At 69.3% G+C, this 18,557-nt stretch carries 15 protein-coding genes and 7 pseudogenes; 7 read left to right on the plus strand and 15 right to left on the minus strand.

Annotated features, from left to right (window positions below; translation table 11 throughout):
* Nucleotides 1-117 precede the first annotated feature (117 nt).
* The 3 genes and pseudogenes from ACIBW9_RS35105 to ACIBW9_RS35115 form a co-directional block, all read right to left on the minus strand.
* Nucleotides 118-1,680, minus strand: coding sequence for an MFS transporter (locus ACIBW9_RS35105; RefSeq protein ID WP_398961174.1), 1,563 nt, complete (start codon nt 1,678-1,680; stop codon nt 118-120).
* Between the two features lie 283 nt (nt 1,681-1,963).
* Nucleotides 1,964-2,197 (minus strand): annotated as a pseudogene (locus ACIBW9_RS35110) (IS110 family transposase); the annotation flags it as partial.
* A gap of 146 nt (nt 2,198-2,343) precedes the next feature.
* Nucleotides 2,344-2,891, minus strand: a pseudogene (locus ACIBW9_RS35115) (transposase); the annotation flags it as partial.
* Between the two features lie 48 nt (nt 2,892-2,939).
* On the opposite strand from ACIBW9_RS35115, the gene ACIBW9_RS35120 reads away from it, so the two are divergent.
* The 3 genes and pseudogenes from ACIBW9_RS35120 to ACIBW9_RS35130 form a co-directional block, all read left to right on the plus strand.
* The gene (locus ACIBW9_RS35120; RefSeq protein ID WP_398961184.1) at nt 2,940-3,233 is read left to right on the plus strand and encodes a hypothetical protein; all 294 of its coding nucleotides are present in this window, start codon (nt 2,940-2,942) and stop codon (nt 3,231-3,233) included.
* 475 nt (nt 3,234-3,708) lie between these two features.
* Nucleotides 3,709-4,419 carry a hypothetical protein gene (locus ACIBW9_RS35125; protein WP_398961061.1) on the plus strand — a complete coding sequence of 237 codons (711 nt, stop codon included), beginning with the start codon at nt 3,709-3,711 and terminating at the stop codon, nt 4,417-4,419.
* A 299-nt stretch (nt 4,420-4,718) separates the two neighbouring features.
* Nucleotides 4,719-5,001: pseudogene (locus ACIBW9_RS35130) on the plus strand (IS630 family transposase); the annotation flags it as partial.
* 74 nt (nt 5,002-5,075) lie between these two features.
* Here ACIBW9_RS35130 and ACIBW9_RS35135 read toward each other — a convergent pair.
* From ACIBW9_RS35135 to ACIBW9_RS35160, 6 genes and pseudogenes are all read right to left on the minus strand, one after another.
* Nucleotides 5,076-5,171: pseudogene (locus ACIBW9_RS35135) on the minus strand (hypothetical protein); the annotation flags it as partial.
* Nucleotides 5,125-5,850: a pentapeptide repeat-containing protein gene (locus ACIBW9_RS35140; protein ID WP_398961062.1), complete on the minus strand. Its 726-nt coding sequence runs from the start codon at nt 5,848-5,850 to the stop codon at nt 5,125-5,127. The gene ACIBW9_RS35140 and the pseudogene ACIBW9_RS35135, both read right to left, overlap by 47 nt.
* Before the next feature lie 103 nt (nt 5,851-5,953).
* Nucleotides 5,954-6,793, minus strand: a complete 840-nt coding sequence (locus ACIBW9_RS35145) for a transposase family protein (protein WP_398961063.1) — start codon at nt 6,791-6,793, stop codon at nt 5,954-5,956.
* A gap of 52 nt (nt 6,794-6,845) precedes the next feature.
* Nucleotides 6,846-7,292, minus strand: coding sequence for a hypothetical protein (locus ACIBW9_RS35150; protein WP_121417165.1), 447 nt, complete (start codon nt 7,290-7,292; stop codon nt 6,846-6,848).
* Between the two features lie 448 nt (nt 7,293-7,740).
* Nucleotides 7,741-8,069, minus strand: a pseudogene (locus tag ACIBW9_RS35155) (transposase); the annotation flags it as partial.
* 86 nt (nt 8,070-8,155) lie between these two features.
* Nucleotides 8,156-9,088, minus strand: coding sequence for a LysR family transcriptional regulator (locus tag ACIBW9_RS35160; RefSeq protein ID WP_398961064.1), 933 nt, complete (start codon nt 9,086-9,088; stop codon nt 8,156-8,158).
* Nucleotides 9,089-9,193: 105 nt separating this feature from the next.
* Here ACIBW9_RS35160 and mdlC point away from each other — a divergent pair, with 105 nt between their 5' ends.
* The 3 genes from mdlC (at nt 9,194) to ACIBW9_RS35175 (ending at nt 13,637) form a co-directional block, all read left to right on the plus strand.
* Nucleotides 9,194-10,774, plus strand: coding sequence for a benzoylformate decarboxylase (mdlC, locus tag ACIBW9_RS35165; RefSeq protein ID WP_398961065.1), 1,581 nt, complete (start codon nt 9,194-9,196; stop codon nt 10,772-10,774).
* Nucleotides 10,775-10,841: 67 nt separating this feature from the next.
* Nucleotides 10,842-12,296, plus strand: coding sequence for a benzaldehyde dehydrogenase (locus ACIBW9_RS35170; RefSeq protein ID WP_030938066.1), 1,455 nt, complete (start codon nt 10,842-10,844; stop codon nt 12,294-12,296).
* A 57-nt stretch (nt 12,297-12,353) separates the two neighbouring features.
* Complete coding sequence (locus tag ACIBW9_RS35175) at nt 12,354-13,637, plus strand: aromatic acid/H+ symport family MFS transporter (RefSeq protein ID WP_051833638.1); 1,284 nt, start codon at nt 12,354-12,356, stop codon at nt 13,635-13,637.
* Nucleotides 13,638-13,974: 337 nt separating this feature from the next.
* Here ACIBW9_RS35175 and ACIBW9_RS35180 read toward each other — a convergent pair.
* The 4 genes and pseudogenes from ACIBW9_RS35180 to ACIBW9_RS35195 all read right to left on the minus strand — a co-directional run.
* Nucleotides 13,975-14,421 (minus strand): annotated as a pseudogene (locus tag ACIBW9_RS35180) (IS5/IS1182 family transposase); the annotation flags it as partial.
* Between the two features lie 64 nt (nt 14,422-14,485).
* The gene (locus tag ACIBW9_RS35185) at nt 14,486-14,758 is read right to left on the minus strand and encodes a hypothetical protein (RefSeq protein WP_398961066.1); all 273 of its coding nucleotides are present in this window, start codon (nt 14,756-14,758) and stop codon (nt 14,486-14,488) included.
* A gap of 633 nt (nt 14,759-15,391) precedes the next feature.
* Complete coding sequence (locus tag ACIBW9_RS35190) at nt 15,392-16,210, minus strand: tetratricopeptide repeat protein (RefSeq protein WP_398961067.1); 819 nt, start codon at nt 16,208-16,210, stop codon at nt 15,392-15,394.
* Nucleotides 16,211-16,498: 288 nt separating this feature from the next.
* Complete coding sequence (locus ACIBW9_RS35195; protein WP_398961068.1) at nt 16,499-17,329, minus strand: hypothetical protein; 831 nt, start codon at nt 17,327-17,329, stop codon at nt 16,499-16,501.
* A gap of 67 nt (nt 17,330-17,396) precedes the next feature.
* Here ACIBW9_RS35195 and ACIBW9_RS35200 point away from each other — a divergent pair, with 67 nt between their 5' ends.
* The gene (locus ACIBW9_RS35200; protein ID WP_398961069.1) at nt 17,397-17,552 is read left to right on the plus strand and encodes a hypothetical protein; all 156 of its coding nucleotides are present in this window, start codon (nt 17,397-17,399) and stop codon (nt 17,550-17,552) included.
* A 206-nt stretch (nt 17,553-17,758) separates the two neighbouring features.
* On the opposite strand, the gene ACIBW9_RS35205 is transcribed toward ACIBW9_RS35200, so the two are convergent.
* Both ACIBW9_RS35205 and ACIBW9_RS35210 read right to left on the minus strand, forming a co-directional pair.
* On the minus strand, nt 17,759-18,145 hold the full coding sequence (locus tag ACIBW9_RS35205) for a barstar family protein (protein WP_398961070.1): 387 nt from the start codon (nt 18,143-18,145) through the stop codon (nt 17,759-17,761).
* A 73-nt stretch (nt 18,146-18,218) separates the two neighbouring features.
* A pseudogene (locus ACIBW9_RS35210) lies at nt 18,219-18,507 on the minus strand (IS481 family transposase); the annotation flags it as partial.
* Nucleotides 18,508-18,557: the final 50 nt, after the last annotated feature.

Below are 18,557 nucleotides of genomic sequence, written 5' to 3' on the forward strand. Positions count from 1 at the left end.
CGATGCGCTGCTGCGCCGATGCCCGGACCTCGCGCTCGGCTTCCGCCCGGCGGCGCTGGCCTGGCGGGGCGCTCTGCTCATCCGCGGCCCGCTGTGCTTCCCGCGCGGTTCTCCGCGTCAGGGCCGGCGAAAGTGGGCTGACGACTTGGGCTGCGGGGCGCCTTCGTGCTGCTGCGCAAAGACCACCCGGTACAGCTCCTGGGAGGTGGTGATCAGTTCCTGCCGCTCCTTGCGCGATCCGACCATCGGCTGCGAGCCGTTGAGCGGGACCTGTGCGGTCTCCGGCAGGAACTTCACCGTCACCAGGCCGATCAGCCCGGCCACCATCAGGTAGTAGGCGGGCATCATGTCGTCGCCGGTGACGTTGACCAGGGCTTCTGTGACGAGCGGGGTGGTGCCTCCGAACGCCGCGACCGCGATGTTGAAACCGATGCCCATCGCGGCGTACCTGACGGCCGTCGGGAAGAGCGCCGGCAAGGTGGCGGCACTCGGCGCCGCGAAGCAGGCAAGCAGCGTGGAGAGGATCAGCACGCCGGCAATCGGCGGCCACGTTCCGGACATCTTGATCAGCAGGAAGGACGGCACGGCGAGCACGATCATTGCGGCCGCCGAGATGCCGTAGACGGGGCGCCTGCCGATCCGGTCGCTGAGGCGGCCGATGAAGGTGATCAGCACGACGATCCACACCATGCCGGTCAGGACCAGCACGTCGGCCGAGCTGCTGGAGCGGTTCAGCGTCTGCGTCTGATACGTCGGCAGGAAACCGGTGACCATGTAGTTCGTGACGTTGTACAGGAGCACCAGCCCCATGCAGATCAGCAGCGGCCGCCAGTACTTCGTGACGATGGATTTGAGCTCGCTGCCCGCCGACTTGTGGGCGACGCTCTTGTCGTGTTCGTCCAGCTGCTGCTGGAAGGCCGGCGACTCCTCCAGCCTGAGCCGCATGTAGAGGCCGATCACACCCAGCGGGCCCGCGATCAGGAACGGCAGTCGCCAGCCCCAGGCCAGCATCTGGTCGTCGGTGAGCGCCAGGTTCAGCACCGTCACCAGTGCGGAGCCGAGCGCGTAGCCCACGAAGGTGCCGAAGTCCAGCCAGCTGGAGAGGAATCCGCGGCGCCGGTCCGGTGAGTACTCGGCCACGAACGTGGTGGCGCCGCCGTACTCGCCTCCGGTGGAAAAACCCTGCACCATCCGGGCGACGAGCAGCAGGATCGGCGCGGCGATGCCGATCGTCGCGTAGCTGGGGATGAGACCGATGGCGAAGGTGCCGACCGCCATCATGATCATCGTGGTGGCCAGCACCTTCTGCCGGCCCAGGCGGTCGCCCAGGGGGCCGAAGACCAGACCGCCAAGAGGCCGCACGACGAACGCGGCCGCGAACGTGGCGAAGGACGAGAGGACCTGCGCGCCCGAAGAGGCCCCCGGGAAGAAGACCTTGCCGATGGTGGCGGCCAGATAGCTGTAGACGCCGAAATCGAACCACTCCATGCAGTTGCCGAGCGCCGAGGCACCGACCGCCCGGCGCAGCAGCGGCCGCTCGACGACCTGGACGTCGTCCGTCCGCAAGGCGTACGTCCTGCGCCGCAGCCGGCGCGTGAGCTCCTCGCGCACCTGCCGGGGCAGCTCCGCCACCTCCTTCGACGCCTGCACCGGCCCCGGACCGGACCCTCCGTCGGACACGGCACCGGCCACCTCTCCACCTCTCTCTCCACCGCAAGCAGCTTCACTGAAGCGAATTCTGCGGCAGGCGCCAGCCCGCCGCATGCCAGGCTTGTGCCCGTGATCGCTGACATCACACGTGTGAGACCGCCGACCGGGGGCCCTACGTCTTTCGTCACGCCAGGCACAGGGTTCAGGGCTCGGGGTCCGGGGCTCGGGCCGGGTCCGGGGCTCGGGCCGGGTCCGGGGTCCGGGGTCCGGAGTTCGGGTCCGGGGTCCGGGGTTCGGGTTCGGGTTCGGGTTCGGGTTCGAAGAAGGTGCCGTCGCGGACCATCGCGACAGCACGTCGATCCGATGGCGGGCCAGGCGCAGGAGAGGCTCGGTGCAGCTCTTGCCCCGGGCCCGGCACTTCGTCGTAGCAGGTGCGAAAGGCGGGATCGTGCAGGGCAGCGAACGCGGACAGGAACACCGCCCGTTTGGCCTTCCGGTTGGGGCCTCTCTGCGCGTGTTCGCCGCGGATCGAGCCCCCCGACGACAGACAGACCGTCCGCAGCTCCGCGACACCGACCTCGATCTCGACCAGCTGCCGGCCTGGCGCGCGAGCGCCGCCCGAACGCAGTCCCGAAGCCCTTCAAGCCATACCTCACCCTCCTTGGCCAAGACGCGGGACCAGGCCAGCAGCACAGCGATCACCGCGGTGTTGCCGACGGCTGCCTTCGCTCCGGGCAACTCCCGTGCCCTGCAGTCGTTGCGGTGACCGGGCAGAGGCCGGCCCACGGCGACGACGAGCCGTGTATCGGCGTCGATGACGGCCTGGTGGTGGATGGAATACCGGTAGTTTCTTCGACTGCTCGGCCACCGTGTGGTCACGCGCCGGCACCAAGGTGGCGTCCACGATGAGCACGGTGTCCTTGCGGAAGCATCTGCGCGGCCGCAGGGCGAGCCGCGGTGCGAGGTGGTTGATGATGCGGTAGGCCGCGGACTTCGAGATTACGGACAGCGGTGCCAGCTGACGTAGCGTCAAGTTGGTTCGCCCGTACGCCGGACCAGCAGGACGCGGTCCACCAGGGGCACGCTCCCTGGCCGACCGCGGACCGTGTCCGCTCCCGCGCGGCGCTGGCGTTCACCAGTTTGCCGAAGCAGCGCGGGCTCAGGCCGGTGAACGAACCGGTCCAGGACGGCTGTGAGGCCGTGAGGCCGTAAGGCCGCGAGGCTGTGATCACACCTGCCAGGGGAAGATCGTCCCAGTGCGTTGGGCACGGGCCGATACGGAGGCGCAGATGGAGACGGACCTGGTGAGTCGTCTGGAAGAGGCGGCGGATCGTTTCGTGATCCCCCTGCGCATGAACGAAGGGTTCGATGAGCAGGCGCTCCTTCAGCTGCAGGAGCAGATCGATCGCTGTCAGACGGCGTGGAGGGAACACACCCACGTCCCGAAACGTGCGGCGCTGATCCTCGCCGAACTCCACCCGGCGATCGAGGCCTGCGCCTGGCTGTACGAAGGGAACATGCGTCAGCGGATCCAGGAGGCGGGAGTGAGGGTGTCCGAGGCAGTGATCGCTGCTCTGGACTGAGCCACTGTTGCGGGACACCCCTTAAGAGATCACCAACAGCCTCCGGGACGTGTGCCAGACCGCCTTCACGAGACAGCAGCCCGAGCCGAGTTCGGGAACCGACAACATCCGGGTCCCCGAGGCGGCGGAATGGGCGGAGCGGAGCCAGCGGGCCGTACGGCCGCCTCGTGCTTGCCCGGAGGCCGGCCGTCATACAGTCGCTCGATCGGAGGGGGCTGCAGCGGCCGAGGGGACTCAGGGCGGTACCGGCCCGGACACCTCGCCCCTGGACACCTGCCCGCCGGGCTGGGCACTGCGGGACACACGGTGGTACGGCCCCGGCGCAGGGCGGGCCGGTGAGCAGGAGCCTGCGCACGCCGTGGGCGGCTCCGGGCGCCGCTGACTGCGCGCCGCCGGGCCACGCCCCGGGCCGCGACGTCCCTTGAGGCGGGGCGGCCGAGCGTGACGTCTCGTGGGCGTTGAGTACCGTTCTGGCGTGTCCATACCTCCGGCGCCGCAGTCGCCGTACCAGATGCCCCTCACCCCCTGGGGCGCCATGCCCCCTGCCCCGCCGCACAAGAGCCGGGTGGGCCTCATGGCCGCGATCATCGGCGGCGTCTTCCTCCTGATCGTTGTGCTGCTGCTCACGCTGGTGCTGGCAGGGAAGAACCTCGAGAACAGCTATCCCCGGGCCGAGTTCTCCCTGACCGTGCCGCGGACGCTGCTCGACGGCCGCTTCAAACTGGCCAAGGACGACTCCCCGACCAAGGGCCAGGCGCTGCAAAGGAGCTGGAGGCACAGCTGGGACGCCGAGGCCGTCCACGGCGTCGCCGCCGTGTACCAGCCCGCCGGCATCGAACGGGGTGATCTCGTAGTGACCGGCATGTACGGCCGGTTCAAGAACACCCAGGAGATACGCTCCCGCATCCTGGCAGACAACGGCTCCAACAACAGCCAGGTCAAGGTCCTCACACCTCCGGAAGATGACAGCCCGGCCGGCTCCCGCATCAAAATCAGCTGCGAGGCGGTGACCCGGACCTGGACCGACGGACTCACGCTCACCTACCCCGTCTGCGCCTGGGCCGACGGCAACACGTGGGCCCGGGTGGCGGACATGACCCTCCTTGCCTCGACGAACCTCGACTTGAAGGCCACCGCCAAGAGCACCCTCCAGATCCGCTCCGAGATGCTCAAGCCGATCACCTGACCCAGCCCATCCCGCCGGCCGGCACCCCGCACAACCGGCGGGAGATCCGGCCACCGGACCGCTGGGACGCTCCTCGTCAAGGCAAGCCCCATGCCAAGCCCCCCGATGCCAAACCCACCCCGGAGTGCACGCGGCAGCACCCGACACAGCGCCGAACGGCGACTGACCCCCGTGTGACGCCACACCTCCCCCACGCCACCGAAGGGCCACTCCAAAACGTGCGAGACCGCCCGCCGCTTACCTCCGCCGACTCGGCGGCTGCCCACGGGCGCCCGGCGCGCGCCGTCACGCCGGGCCCCGTGCCGGAAGCAGCGCGGCAATGTGCCAGCGATTTCGGCATCGCGACGGCCACCACCCGCCCGCAAGCTCAGCCAGCCATTCACCCGCTGGTCCCTGCGCAAGCTGGTCGCCTACCTGCGGAGAGCGCACGGCCGGATGATCCATATCGGCCGCGAGGCGTTACGGTGCCTGCTCGCCCGCCGTGGCATCACCTTCCAGCGCACCAAGACGGGGAAGGAGTCCCCGGGCCCCGAGCGTGACGCCAAGTTCGACCGCATCGAGGAGGTTGTCGACTCGAACCCGGTCGGCCAGATAGTGAGGTCGCTCGCGAGTGCACCCTCCAGTTTCGCCTGCCTCAAGTCTGCGCCACTGAGGTCGCAGCCTCGAAGGTCGGCCAACCGCAAGTCCGCACCGGCGAACAGGGCATCATGGGCGCGTGGCCTTGCGCAGGTTCGCCTCCCGCAGGTCCGCACGCGAGAAGTCCGCCTCCCGCACATCGGCCTTTACCAGGCGCGCGCCGCGCAGATCGGCTTCGATGCAGCGGACCTGGTGGAGGATCGAGGTTCCGAGTTCGGCATGACGCAGGTTGGCCGCAATGAGTGACGCCTTGCTCAAGTTGGCTGGGTAGACGCCTGCCGCCTCCAGGCAAGCGCCGTCGAGGTTGACTCCGAGCAGCCACAGGCCGTCACAGTCGGCTCTTCGCAGGTCAGTCAGGCTGACGTTCAGCCAGTCCGGGCATGGTTCCCGGCGCAGGACCCCGAGACACGTCAGCGCCGTCTGAGCATCCGCAGCGCGGGTCTCCAACGGCCACACCGAATTGATCGACACCTCCGCCGCCGGGGATCCCGGCTCTCGCGGCGGCCAGGGCAGGTGCGTCCGAAGACACGCCGCCATGATGGAGACGACCGCCTCGTGATCGCGGACGGAATGATCGGCGATCCGCCACCGTGCGTGGATGCCCCCGATCCGCACGTCCATCTTGTCGCTGCCGAGTTGGTCCACGGTCCGGCTGAAGCGATCGGCGACCTGCCCATCCCTGGTCGCATTCAACCCGTCCTGGCTGACGCGCACCTGCCGCCATGTCGCGTAGGCACCGAACAACACGACCGCGCCGCCCACCGCTTGCAGCAGCCTGGTGCGCACGTTGTTCACTCAGCGGTGTGCATCGTGAAGCCGCAGGTCAAGTGTCTGGTGTGCGCGGGGTTCGGGGTGCTCGGGCTGGTCGTGGGCGGATGACTACGGCGAAGATCATCGGTCACCGGGAGACTTCGCGGTTTGTGAGGACCAGCAGAGCCCTGACCAGGGCGGTCGCCCATTTCGGGTCGGTGCGGACCTTGCCGAGCACGCGCCAGTTCTTGAGGTGGGCGAAGCCGTGCTCGACCGGAGCCCGGACGGCCGCGAGTACTTTGTTGGAGAGCTTCTGGCCTCGCGTCAGAGGTCGGTTCCGGGCGGCCTTGTAGCCGGTGATCACCGCCGGGTCGGCGTCGGGATCTGTGTCGTCGAGTCCGACGAACCCCAGGTCGGCGATGGCCCCGAGCCCGACCGTCCGCAACCTGTGCGTGAGCTGGTCGTGTCGGCAGGCGGTGATCTCCGAGGTCCGTCCGGGCCGGGTGGCCGAGACCCAGAGCAGTCGGCCCTTGTCGTCGGTGAGCGCGATCACGAGCAGGCCATGACATTTGCTCTTGCCGGAGTAGTTCTTCCGGTTCTCGGTCCCGGTGCGTCTGCGGGTGCGGATCAACGTGCCGTCCAGCAGTACGATCCCGCCGCCCTTTCGGGCGATCTTCTTCAACGCGCGGTCCAGACGCGGGGCCCGGGCAGCCAGCAGACCAACGACTTCCCGCACCCAGCGGGTGACGGTGGTGCGGTGCACCCCGTTGCCGCCGGCCAGATCGCCGGGCCGCTGGTCGCAGCGCGGGACCGCCAGCACGATCCCCGCGATCTTTCCCGCGGGCAGGGCCCGCCACCGCGAGCCGATCTTCTTCAGGTGGCCGCGTATCAGGTCGGCGAGATAGTTCAGGGTGACGATCGACAGCGGCAGACGGGCGGTGTAGACAAGGCCGTCAGGACCCTCGGCGTGATGGTTGTTTTTCTTCACACCAAGCTCAACTGCCGCCGGGGGCCCGCCAGTTACGCCTCTGATCGCGCCGCTACGGACGTGCGGTGAACCGCCCGTCAGGGCGTTTGTGCAGCCAGCCGCGGTCGGCGAGCTTGGTCATCTTCGCCCGCAGCGGCTCCAGCCTGCCGCGCACCGCAGCGTCCAGGCCCAGCCGCTCGCCAACCGCCCTGACCTGCACCGGGCCGTCCGCCTCCCGCACGATCGCCAGGATCTTGCGGTAGTCGCCCGGCAGCGCCCCCTCGTCGGCCGCGTCGCTGCGGTACGGGATCAGCAGGACCGCCCGCCCAGCCACCTGCGCCGATACCGGAGCAGCCGCCTCGACATCGGCCTGGGCCTGCTCGGCTAAACGATTCAACACCCGCTCTGCGACCGCCAGTTCCTCCCGCTCGACCTGCACCTCCTGCAGCTGCTTGGTCAACTGCTCGGCGAGGGCGTCCAGTTCGCTCCGGCGAGCGGTGATCCACTGCCGCTCCTGCATCTCCGCAGCCTCCCGCGCTCTCGTGGCGTGCCGACCTGCTGACGGATCGTAGGCGGGGGTCGGCCACGGGCGCAGCCGAACCCGGCAGCCGCCGAAGCCGGACCTGCCCGATGATCTACGGCATAGTCATCAGCCGCCGACCGGCACGAGTACCCGAGCCGTCACTCACACCAGACCCATGACCTGCGAATTCACAATGCACGCCACTCACTGGCTGTCGGCGGTTTCGGCCTCAGCGGCGTCCCCGACGTCCTCATCTGCGCCTCCACACACAAGGCGCGGGCGAGCTGCGGGTCGTCTGTATCTGCCCAGGTCCTGGATCGATGACCCGGATCGGTGCCGCACGGCGAGAATTCCTGAGGACACGTCCTTTGCGACGAAGCCCGAACGTTCGGCGAGCGTGCCCTGCGGCACGAGTTCCACTTCCAGTTCGCCGGACAGGTATGGGCTCCCGGTCCACCAGAGCCCGCCCCCTTGGCCGAGGCGTAGGCGGCGAACACGCCGATCTGGCTGGGGGTACCCCCTCTGGGGGATCTCTGTGCGGCCGGCTGTCCCCGAGTATTGGCGCTGCACTCCGGCTGAGACCGTGCCTTTCTTCAGGAAACCGGTGTCGTCCACGATCAGGACACCGTCAGGTCGGCCGAGCCGATCGGCGACGTATGCCTGCAGGTCATCACGGATCTCGTCTGGATCCCACTGACACCACGACAGCAGCCGCTGCAAGCCGTACGGGGTGGCATGGCCCGCGTGCTCGGCGAGCTGCCAGCTGTTCTTCCGGCCCACCGGGCCGTCCGCCGCCGGCTAGGCCGCCCGGCAAGGCACGACCGGCGCGTTTTGCGCATGGCGAGAGCGCGGCCGACCGCTCAGCCAGCACTCGGCGGCAGCTGTGCAGGGCTGACCAGCTCCCCCAGAACATCAGCCATGAACTGCACCAGCCACCGCTGGGACGGACTGCGTGATGCCTCGTGCCGGGCGTAGAGCGCCACTTCGATCGGTTCCGTGTCGAACGGGAGACTCACGAGGCGAAGGCGGTGGGAGGCGGTGAACACCTCGCCGACGTATTCGGGGACGATCGCGAAGAGGTCGGTGTGTTCCAGCAGGTAGGGCAGCACCGTGAAACGGGTCGCGTCCACGGCGACGCGATCCAGGAGGCCGTGCGTGGCGAGGAGCAAGCGGGGCACGACGTGGCCGTGGGGGCCGTACACCGTCGCGTGGTGCTCGGCCGCGAGGTCCGCCAGCGTGACGGAGGCGCCGCGAATGCGGGGGTGGTCGGCGGCGACCATACCGACGTAGCGCTCGTGGAAGAGCGGGATGCGCACGGTGCGGTGGGACGTGAGGACCGGGGTGGCGACGAAGGCGTCGAGTTCACCGCGGCGCAGCTGGCTCTCGGCGGCGTCCACGTCCAGCGGGCGGACGGTGAAGGACACACCGGGAGCCCGCTCGCGGGCCGCCGCGGCCAGCCGGGGCAGCAGGGTGGCCTGGCCCAGGTCGGAGAGGGCGACGGTGAAACGCCCTGACATGGCGGTCAGGTCGAAGTCGTTGTCCTGGCGGATCACGGCGTCCATGCCGGCCAGCGCGCGCTGCAAGGGCTCGTAGAGGCGCTGGGCGCCGGCGGTCGGGGTCAGGCCGCGGCCGGTGCGCCGGAAGAGCTCGTCGTCGAAGTGCCGGCGCAACTTGGCCAGGCTGTAGCTCACCGTGGGCTGGGTGACGTGCAGCGTCTCCGCCGTCGCCGTGACGCTGCCGGTCTCGTAGAGCAGCACGAAGACGCGGGCGAGGTTGAGATCGAAGCTGCTCATATCGAGCGAGTCTATATCGCAGCCCGCCAACATCTATTGGTCCGAATGTCGTGCGCTGCCTAGCGTGGCCTGCGTCACTTCGACGTCGCTGCGAAAGGAACGTCTGTGCCCTCCGTGCGCAGTGTCTGCCATGAGTTCCTCCAACGCCAGGAGCTCACCACCGTCTTCGGGAATCCCGGCTCCAACGAGCTGCCCTTCCTCGCCGACCTGCCGGACGGCTTCGGGTACGTCCTGGGCCTGCACGAGGGCGCCGTAGTGGGCATGGCCGACGGCTACGCGCAGGCCACGGGACGTCCGGTTCTCGTCAACCTGCACGCCGCGTCCGGCTCCGGCAACGCGATGGGCGCGCTCACCAACGCCGTGGCTTCGCGCACTCCGCTGGTCGTCGTGGCCGGCCAGCAGGTGCGGCCGGCCATCGGACCGGAGGCCAACCTCGCCAACGTCGACGCCCCGTCGCTGATGAAGCCGCTCGTCGGCTGGGCCGCCGAACCGGCCTGCGCCCAGGACGTGCCCCGGGCCCTCGCCCAGGCCGTCTTCGAGGCGCAGTTGCAGCGCCGGCCCACCTACCTCTCCGTCCCCTACGACGACTGGGCGGTGGACGCGGGCGAGAACGCGTCAGCCGTGCTGGACCGTCAGGTGCACCGCGCCGCAGTGCCCGGCACGGAGCAGGGACGCCGGCTGGCCGATGCGGTGACCGCCGCGCGCAGGCCCGCGCTGGTGCTGGGCGGTGACATCGACTCCGCCGGTCTCTTCGACGACGCGGTGCGGCTCGCGGAGCGGCTCGGCGCTCCGGTGTGGGCGGCACCGTCGCTGTTCCGGCTGTCCTTCCCCAACCGCCACCCGCAGTTCCGCGGGGTGCTGCCGGCGGGGATCGAACCTGTCTCCCAAGCTTTCGAGGGTCATGACCTCGTGCTGGTGCTCGGGGCACCGGTCTTCCGCTATCACGAGTACCAGCCCGGCCGGTATCTGCCCGAGGGCACCCGGCTGATCCAGGTCACGGAGGACGCCTCCGCCGCCGCCCGCGCGCCGATGGGCGAGGCTCTGGTCACCGACCCGGCCGCCGTCATCGACCTGCTGCTCAAGGAGCTCGACGCGGCGACGGAGCCGACGGGCGACTACCGGCCCACCCCCGCGCCGGCCACCGGGCAGGGGACGCGGCTGCATCCCGAGGAGGTCTTCGCCTCCCTCCGGGACGAACTGCCCGACGACACGGCGTACGTGGTGGAGTCGACCTCGACGAACTCCTCGTGGTGGCGCCAGATGGACCTGCGGCGGCCCGGCTCCTACTACTTCCCGGCAGCGGGCGGACTCGGCTTCGGCCTGCCCGGCGCCGTCGGGGTCGCCATGGCCCAGCCCGACCGGCCGGTCGTCGGCGTGATCGGGGACGGCTCGGCCAACTACGGCATCACCGCCCTGTGGACGGCCGCCCAGCACCGCCTGCCCGTGACCGTGGTGCTGCTGCGCAACGGAACCTACGGCGCGCTGCGCTGGTTCAGCGGCCTGCTGGGTGTCCCGGACGCACCGGGCATGGACATCCCGGGCCTGGACTTCACCCGCATCGCGGAGGGCTACGGCGTGTCCGCCCAGCACGTCGAGAGCGTGGACGAACTACGGGCGGTGCTGTCCCGGCGCCCGGACGGCCCCCGGCTCGTCCAGGTCGACACAGTGCTCACGACACCGTCCTGACCACGACGCCCACCCCACGAACACACCTCACAGAAGTCATCCCCCTCAGGTAACGGAAGGAAGACCGATGACACTCCTGGACAACGACGTCTGGAGCAAGAAGTTCCTCAGCGACGGCTGGCAGGACGCCACCCGCGAGCACCCGGTCACCGAGCCGGCGACCGGCGCGCAGCTCGGCACCGCCGGCCTGGCCACGCCCGAGGACGTGCGCCGCGCTGCCACCCGGGCCGCCGAGGCGCAGCGGTCCTGGGCGGCCACGCCCCCGCAGCAGCGGGCGGCTGTACTGCGCCGCGCGGGCGAGCTGTTCACCGAGCACGCCGCCGAGATCGAGGACTGGCTGATACGCGAGGCGGGCTCGGTACGGGCCAAGGCCGCGTTCGAGGTGCAACTGGCGATCGGCGAGTCATTCGAGTGCGCGGCACTGCCCACGCACCCTCAGGGAGAAGTACTGACGTCCGAGGAGGTTCGCTGGTCGTTCGCCCGCCGCCGCCCCGCCGGCGTCGTGAGCGTGATCGCGCCGTTCAACTTCCCGCTCGCCCTCGGCCTGCGTTCGGTGGCACCCGCGCTGGCGCTCGGCAACGCGGTCCTGCTGAAGCCCGATCCGCGTACGGCGGTGAGCGGTGGCGTGGTCATCGCCCGGATCTTCGAGGAAGCCGGGCTGCCCTCCGGACTGCTGCACCTGCTGCCGGGCGACAGCACGGTCGGCCAGGCGGTCGTCGAAGCACCCGAGGTACGGGTCATCTCCTTCACCGGCTCCACTCCGGTCGGCCGCGCGATCGGTGAGCTGGCGGGCCGTCTGCTCAAGCGCGCCCACCTCGAACTGGGCGGGAACAACGCGCTGGTGGTGCTGCCGGGCGCGGATGTGCAGAAGGCGGCCTCCGCCGGTGCGTTCGGCTCGTATCTGCATCAAGGACAGATCTGCATGACCACCGGCCGCCACATCGTGCATGAGTCGCTGCTCGACGAGTACAGCGCCGCGCTGGCCTCGAAGGCACGGGCGCTGCCCGTCGGCGACCCCGCCCGCGAGGACGTGGCGCTCGGCCCGATCATCGACCGGCGGCAGCTGGAGCGGGTGCACGGCATCGTCACCGACAGCGTCGCGGCGGGCGCGACGCTGGCCGCGGGCGGCGAGATCGACGGCGCCGGTTACTCTGCCACCGTCCTGACCGGCCTCACCACCGACATGCGGGCGTGGCGCGAGGAGATCTTCGGCCCCGTCGCACCCGTCATCGGCTTCTCCACGCTCGAGGAAGCCGCCCGGATCGTCAACGACTGCGAGTACGGCCTGTCCGTCGGCATCCTCGGCGACGTCGGTACGGCGATGAAGCTCGCCGACCAGATCGACTCCGGCAAGATCCACATCAACGAGCAGACCGTCAACGACGAGCCCAACGCCCCGTTCGGCGGAGTCAAGGCCTCCGGCACCGGGTCCCGCTTCGGTGGAGCCGCCGCCAACGTCGAGGCCTTCACCGAGGCCCAGTGGCTCACCGTCCGCCCGGACATCGCCGACTACCCGTTCTGATCCCCGCTCCCCCGTCCCCATCCCGTCCCCCGTAGCCGCTACAGAGGGAATGCAGCCATGACACCCATCACCTCACCGAACACCACCGACGCCGCCTCGAGAACAGGCACGTCCGACCGCAACGTCTGGACCGTGGTCCTGTGCTGGATCACCGTCATGCTCGAGGGGTACGACCTCGTCGTCCTCGGCGCCATCATCCCCACCCTGCTCAAGACCCATCACCTGGGCATGACAGCCGCGGACGCCACCACGGTCGCCACGCTTTCACTCGTAGGCGTCGCCATCGGCGCCATCCTGGTCGGCCCGCTCGCCGACCGCTTCGGACGACGCCTGCTGCTCATCGGCTCGGTGGTGGAGTTCTCCGTCTTCACCCTCCTGTTGCCCCAGGCCACCTCCGTCGGGATGTTCGCCGCGCTCAGGCTCGTCGCCGGTATCGGTCTCGGCGCCTGCATGCCGGCGTCGCTGACCATGATGGCCGAGCACATGCCCGCCGCACGCCGGGCTCGCGCCAGCACCCTGACCATGACCGGCTACCACACCGGTGCCGTGATCACGTCCCTGCTGGCCCTGCAGGTCACCGACAACTGGCAGGTCCTCTTCTACGTCCTCGGCATCGCCGGACTCGTCATCGCGGTCATCCAGTGGTTCCGCCTGCCGGAGTCCGAGGCGTTCGTCCGCACCAAGGAAGCGCCCGCCTCCCAGCGCGTCGCATTCGGCGAACTCCTCAAGCCGGCCTACCTCCGCGCCGGCATCGGCATCTGGGTCGCATCCTTCATGGGCCTGCTCCTGGTCTACGGCCTCAACACCTGGCTGCCCAAGCTCATGAACGAGGCCGGCTACCCCATCCCCACGGCGGTCACCCAACTGCTCATCCTCAACGTCGGCGGGGTCGCCGGCCTGGTGCTGGGCGGCTTCGTGGCCGACCGGCGCGGCATCAAGCCCACTGCGCTCGGCTGGTTCGCGATATCGGTGGCCATGCTTGCCTGCCTCAGCATCAGGATGCACAGCAACCTGCTCCTCGACACCGTCGTCTTCCTCACCGGCGTGTTCGTCTTCTCCGCCCAGGTGCTGATCTACGCGTACGTGACGAACTTCTATCCGGCCTCGGTCCGCAGCACCGCCCTCGGCTCGGCCTCGGGCATCGGCCGTATCGGCTCCATCGTCGGCCCGACGATCACCGGTGCCCTCGTGGCGGCAGGCATCGGCCACCCCTGGGGCTTCTACTTCTTCTCCGCCGTGGCGGTCGCCGGATTCCTGGCCGTGCTCACCCTGCCCGGCCGGGCCGCCGCGGCACAGGCGGAGGCAACCGCGGCCGCGCCGGCCGCCGAACCCGCCGTCTGACCCATCACGGAAGGGCGGTACGGCACCGAACGGGCCGTACCGCCCTGTACTCGATGCGGTGAAGAACCCCGACAGCCACACTGAACCCGTGGAACACGTCGGCCGGATACCCGCTCCGCCGCTCGACCAGTTCATCGACGACATCTACTGTCTGACCGGGGTGCCGCCCCACCGGCTGATGAACGTCCCGCCGATGCCGTCGGCGCACTTCTTCCTGCACCTGAGCAAACCCGTCCGGCTGTGGGACTCCGACCGTGCGTGGTTCATGGGTGTCTGGACGGAGGCGCTTCCTCTTCGAGTACCCCCCGCATGCGCGGCTCGTCGGCGTGCACTTCAAAAGCGCGATCACGAGCAGGCCGTGGCATTTGTTCCTGCCCGAGTGGTTCTTGCGGTTCTCGACCCCGGTGCGCCGCCGGGTACGTATCACCGAGCCGTCCAGCAGCACCACACCGCCACCCTTTCGGGCGATCTTCTTCAGGACCCGGTCCAGGCGCGGGGCGCGGGCGGCCAGCAGCCCGACGACCTCCCGCACCCAGCGAGTGACGGTGGTGCGATGGATGCCGTTGCCGCCTGCCAGGTCGCCGGGCCGCTGGTCACAACGCAGTACCGCCAGCACGATGCCGGCGATCTTCCCCGCGGGCAGGGCCCGCCACCTGGAGCCGATCTTCTTGAAGTGGCCGCGTAACAGGTCGGCGAGCCAGTTCAGGGTGGCACTCGACAGCGGCAGGCGGGCGATGTGGACAAGACCGTCAGAGCCCTCGACGGGATGGTTGTTTTTCTTCACACCAAACTCAACTGCCGTCGGGGGCCCGCCGGTTACGCCCTCTTGTCGCCCCGGTCCGCAGCTACTACAGGCGTGCGGTGAACTTCCCGTCAGGCCGCTTGTGCAGCCGGCCCCGATCGGCGAGCTTGGTCATCTCCGCCCGCAGCGGCTCCAGCCTCCCGCGCACCCCCACCTCAAGCCCCAGCTCCTCACCCACCCCCTTGACCTGCACCGGGCCACCAGCGGCCCGCACGATCGCCAGGATCCGGCGGTAGTCGGCGGGCAGCGCGGCCTCGTCGCCAGTATCACCGCGGTGCGGGATCAGCAGCACCGCATGCCCCGCCACCTGCGCTTTCACCGGAACCGCCGCCCACCCTCCCCACGATCCCCGGCGTATCGACACGGTGACGGATCGTAGGCGGCCCGCTCACGCAGGCGCAGCAGAACCAGAGAACCCTCCCGACCGACCGGTCAGACGATCTTCACCATGGTCACCCGCCGCCCACCAGCCCGAGCACCCCCGACCCCGCGCACACCAGCCCGCCCGACCTGCACCTTTCACCATGCACACTGCTCACTGCGTTCAACCGGTCCGCTGCCGTGATGTGGCCACCAGCGAGATCGTGGTCGACCACCAGCCCCGGAATGATCAGGAGCACAACGGGTCGCGGTGCACTGCTGTGATCGCACAGGTTCGCCAGTTGGTCAGACTGCAGGCATGAACCCGAGCCGACTGGATCACGTTCCTGGTCCCCGGTCCCTGGCATCTGCAGTCGGACCCTCTGTCTCACGGTCGCGGCAGGATACCCGCGCTGCCACAGGATGCCGACCGGCTCCTCTAGCCATGCGGTGAACGCCAGTTCCACCCGCAGCTGTGGGCTTTCGCTTCCGACCACCCGCACGTCGACCAACGATCCGAAATCAGGCGAGTCCATACCGACAGGTCGGCATCCGCGCGGGTGCCCTCTGTCGTTCCCCTGGTCCACAGCTGTCACCGGCCGGGGGCGTCCTCGCTCCGCTCCTGCTTCCTCCGCCGGTTCCAGTCCTGCCGGGCCACGTCGGCGACAAGCCGGGTGCGCCACTCCTGCAGACGTTTCGTCTCGTGGTCACCGAGGTTCTCGTCAACGCCGTAGATCGTACCCAGCTCGGCTTCGATCTCCTCCTCCAAAAGGTCCAGGGCCTCCTGGAGATCGCCGTTCAGCTCCAGCGCCGTGACCAGCGTCTTGCGGATGGATCGCGTCTGGTCCTTGCGCTGCCAGCCGAAGGCCTGGGACTCGGCGTACAGGGCTCGCAGCAGACGTACACCCTCGGCCGTTTCACCGTTCTCGGCGAGGAACTGGGCCAGGCTCTCCCGCCGGCGGTGGGTGTCGGCGTGGTCAGGGCCCAGCACACGGGCGGAGTCCTCCGCGACGGCCCGCGCCTCGGCGACGGCGCCGTCCAGGTCACCGACCCTGCGGCGGTCCCAGGCGAGTGTCGACCGCCACCCCAGCGTGTCGGGGTCGTCGGTCCCGAACTCCGTGGCCCGTTCGGCCACTTCCGCTTCGGCCAGCCGCAGCTTCTCGGCGTGCCGGCCTTCGGAGCTAAGCCAGCTGAAGACACGCAAGCGGGCGGCGAGCGTGCCGGGGTGCCAGCGGCCCAACTCCCGGGTGAGGTACGCGACGTCCTCGTGCACGTCCGGCCAGGGCCGGGCCTCCGGCCGCTCCCAGTGCCGGAAACGGCGCCCGACCTGCCAGGTGCGAAACGTGCGCCGCGGCGCGCGCTGCTTCTCCGACGTGTTCCGGTCGCCCCGTCTGTTGTGCATCTTCGTCATCAGAACCCTCCTTCGCTGTCCACGCACGTCTCCTCGTCCTAGGCCCGCTCGTACTCGCTGCGCCAGGTCCGGCTGCGGCCGAGCAGGTCACGCTTCTCGGTGCTGAGGGCCTGCTCGGCCGAGTGGGCCGCGAGACGGCGGCAGTACGCCGCGGACCGGTCACGACGCCCGGGCCAGCACTAGCCCACGAGTCACAGGTCGCACCGGCGGCACCGCCGTCAGCGCCCACAGCACCGGCCAGCACCACTCGCCCACCAGGAACGGCCCGACGCCGCTGGTCCGAAAAGCTCACTCACTTATGGTCTCGTTGTTGCCGCAGTGGGCCGGCGTCTCATCCAAATCCGTCGCGTCGACAGCGTCTGGGCCGCCACCGCTGCCGACAAGGCTGACGGCGTTTTCGCGGAAGGGGGCCAGTTCTTTGAGGGCGAGGGGGATCTCGCGGTCTGTGCGCCAGGAGGACCAGGTCTTTCTGGTCTGGGCTATGAGAACGAGCAGGGCCGCCACGAAAACGAGGCAGGCCAGCATGAAGGAGCCCTTCACGACGTCGGGGTCGGTGGGCGCGGTACGGCGCATGAGGAGGTAGGCGTGGACAGCAGGTGCTGCCGCGCCGCAGCCGTAAGACCAAAGAACCACGTCATTGATCGTGGTAGCCCAGTAGCGGCGGACGGCCGGGGCGTGAGTGAAGAGGGCGTTCAGGTGGGTGCGGACGGCGGCCTGGAATCCGGGGTCGCGGCCGAAGTCGCCGAGGCGCAGCTGGGAGGGATCCGACTGGTACCGGCCGATCAAACGGAATGCGGCCGCAGTCACTGGGTGGGCCGGCTCGGCCGTGCTCTCCACCAACTCCAGGCCATCTCCGCGCAGTAGGCCGTCCTGACGCATCAGACGGATGGCGACTTCGGCGGCGCGGCAGGAGTTGTCTGCGAGTCTGTCCGGTTGGTGGTCGGTGGAGCACAACGGCTCACCGGCGCTCAGTAGCTCCGCGTGATACGTGTCGAGCCCCGGCCAGGCCTGCACCTGCCTGACCATCCGAGCTTCCACCGACCGCTGCCACAGCCCGGCCAGAGCCAGCACGACGTTCACCCCAACCAGCGCGATCAGGCAGGTTGTCAGCATCCCCATGGCACAAAACGATCGACCACGAGGTATGCGGCCCACAAGACCCCGGTCCTGACTTCGGCATAAACTGTTGCATAGTGATCTGTCCGATGCCCGCTGGGAGTTGAACGAGCCGGTGTTGTCCGCCTGGCGCTGCCGGCGCCACGGACGGGCCGAGGCCGTGATCCACCTGGTCACGACCGACCTGGTGGCCCGCCGCTTCACCGGCGAGACCACCGCCTCCTGACGTGAACCGACATCAGCAGATCAAATGCGCATATCGGGATGAAACCAAGGGAGAAAACGCCCTCTGAGCGGGTGCTGGAGTTCTTCGACTTCATGAAGCAGCGGACCGCAACCGCGAGGAAGTACGGGCCCGCAGCGAGGGACTATGCGATGTTCCGGACCCTGTATCACGCCGGGCTTCGCTCGGGGGGAGAGGGGCATCCACCGTCACTGAAGTCGTAGGACACCAGGGGCTCGACCTTCGAAGATCTCGATCAACCAGTCGAAGACGGTTGATCCGCGCTCTTCACGCGCCGTGGCCAGCTCGGCACTGACCGCTGGGCGGTTCGTGGGGTGGCAGCGCGACAGACGGATCTCCAACTGCCGAACAGTCTCTGGATAGCTCAAATGATCGCGAGACGCCCGATGGTCCCGCCACTCAACCACGTAGTCATCGTCGTCGGGCGTCCCGAATCCACCGCTGAGGCAGTCGGCGAAAGCGTCGAGATTCCTGCCGAAGTAGCCACCGGGGCCGTTGATCGTCTCGCCGATGACTCGCCAGAAGTCTTCCAGCGTCCTGATCTGGGTGCCGTCCAGCACGTATGTCGCGGTCACAGTCCGCAGGATACGTGCGGCTCCGTGACGTGCCACGGCACCTGCTCCCGCAGCCGCGGGGGTGGTCCCTCTTCAGAACCCGCACGATGCGGTCGATGCCCAAGGCGGCGAAGAAGGCCGCGGCCCGGCGCAGGAAGCCTGCGCAGGCTGCAGCCCCTTCTTATCGCCGTGGATCTCGCTGTATGCCAGGCAGGAGTGGTCGTCGACGGCGGAGTGCACGTAGTCGAAGCCCATGCTGCTGCGCCGGGCGCGGGGCGGCCGGCCTAGCGGCCCAGGGCCTTGTGACCGCCGCGGTCGGGGATCCGGCCGAGTTTCTTGACGTCGACGTGGATGAGCTCGCCGGGCCGGTCTTGTTCGTAGCGGCGGATGGCGAGCAGTAGACCGCGTTCGATCGGCGCTCCACGCCGGCCAC

Origin of the sequence: Streptomyces sp. NPDC049541 (assembly GCF_044465725.1) — a bacterium.
Lineage (GTDB): Bacteria > Actinomycetota > Actinomycetes > Streptomycetales > Streptomycetaceae > Streptomyces.

What these genes read in the sequence shown, in the direction of transcription:
- ACIBW9_RS35120 (WP_398961184.1), top strand. Translation starts at nt 2,940, where the DNA reads ATGGAGACGGACCTGGTGAGTCGTCTGGAAGAGGCGGCGGATCGTTTC.
- ACIBW9_RS35150 (WP_121417165.1), bottom strand. Translation starts at nt 7,292, where the DNA reads ATGCAGGAGCGGCAGTGGATCACCGCTCGCCGGAGCGAACTGGACGCC.
- ACIBW9_RS35160 (WP_398961064.1), bottom strand. Translation starts at nt 9,088, where the DNA reads ATGAGCAGCTTCGATCTCAACCTCGCCCGCGTCTTCGTGCTGCTCTAC.
- ACIBW9_RS35170 (WP_030938066.1), top strand. Translation starts at nt 10,842, where the DNA reads ATGACACTCCTGGACAACGACGTCTGGAGCAAGAAGTTCCTCAGCGAC.
- ACIBW9_RS35175 (WP_051833638.1), top strand. Translation starts at nt 12,354, where the DNA reads ATGACACCCATCACCTCACCGAACACCACCGACGCCGCCTCGAGAACA.
- ACIBW9_RS35190 (WP_398961067.1), bottom strand. Translation starts at nt 16,210, where the DNA reads ATGACGAAGATGCACAACAGACGGGGCGACCGGAACACGTCGGAGAAG.
- ACIBW9_RS35195 (WP_398961068.1), bottom strand. Translation starts at nt 17,329, where the DNA reads ATGGGGATGCTGACAACCTGCCTGATCGCGCTGGTTGGGGTGAACGTC.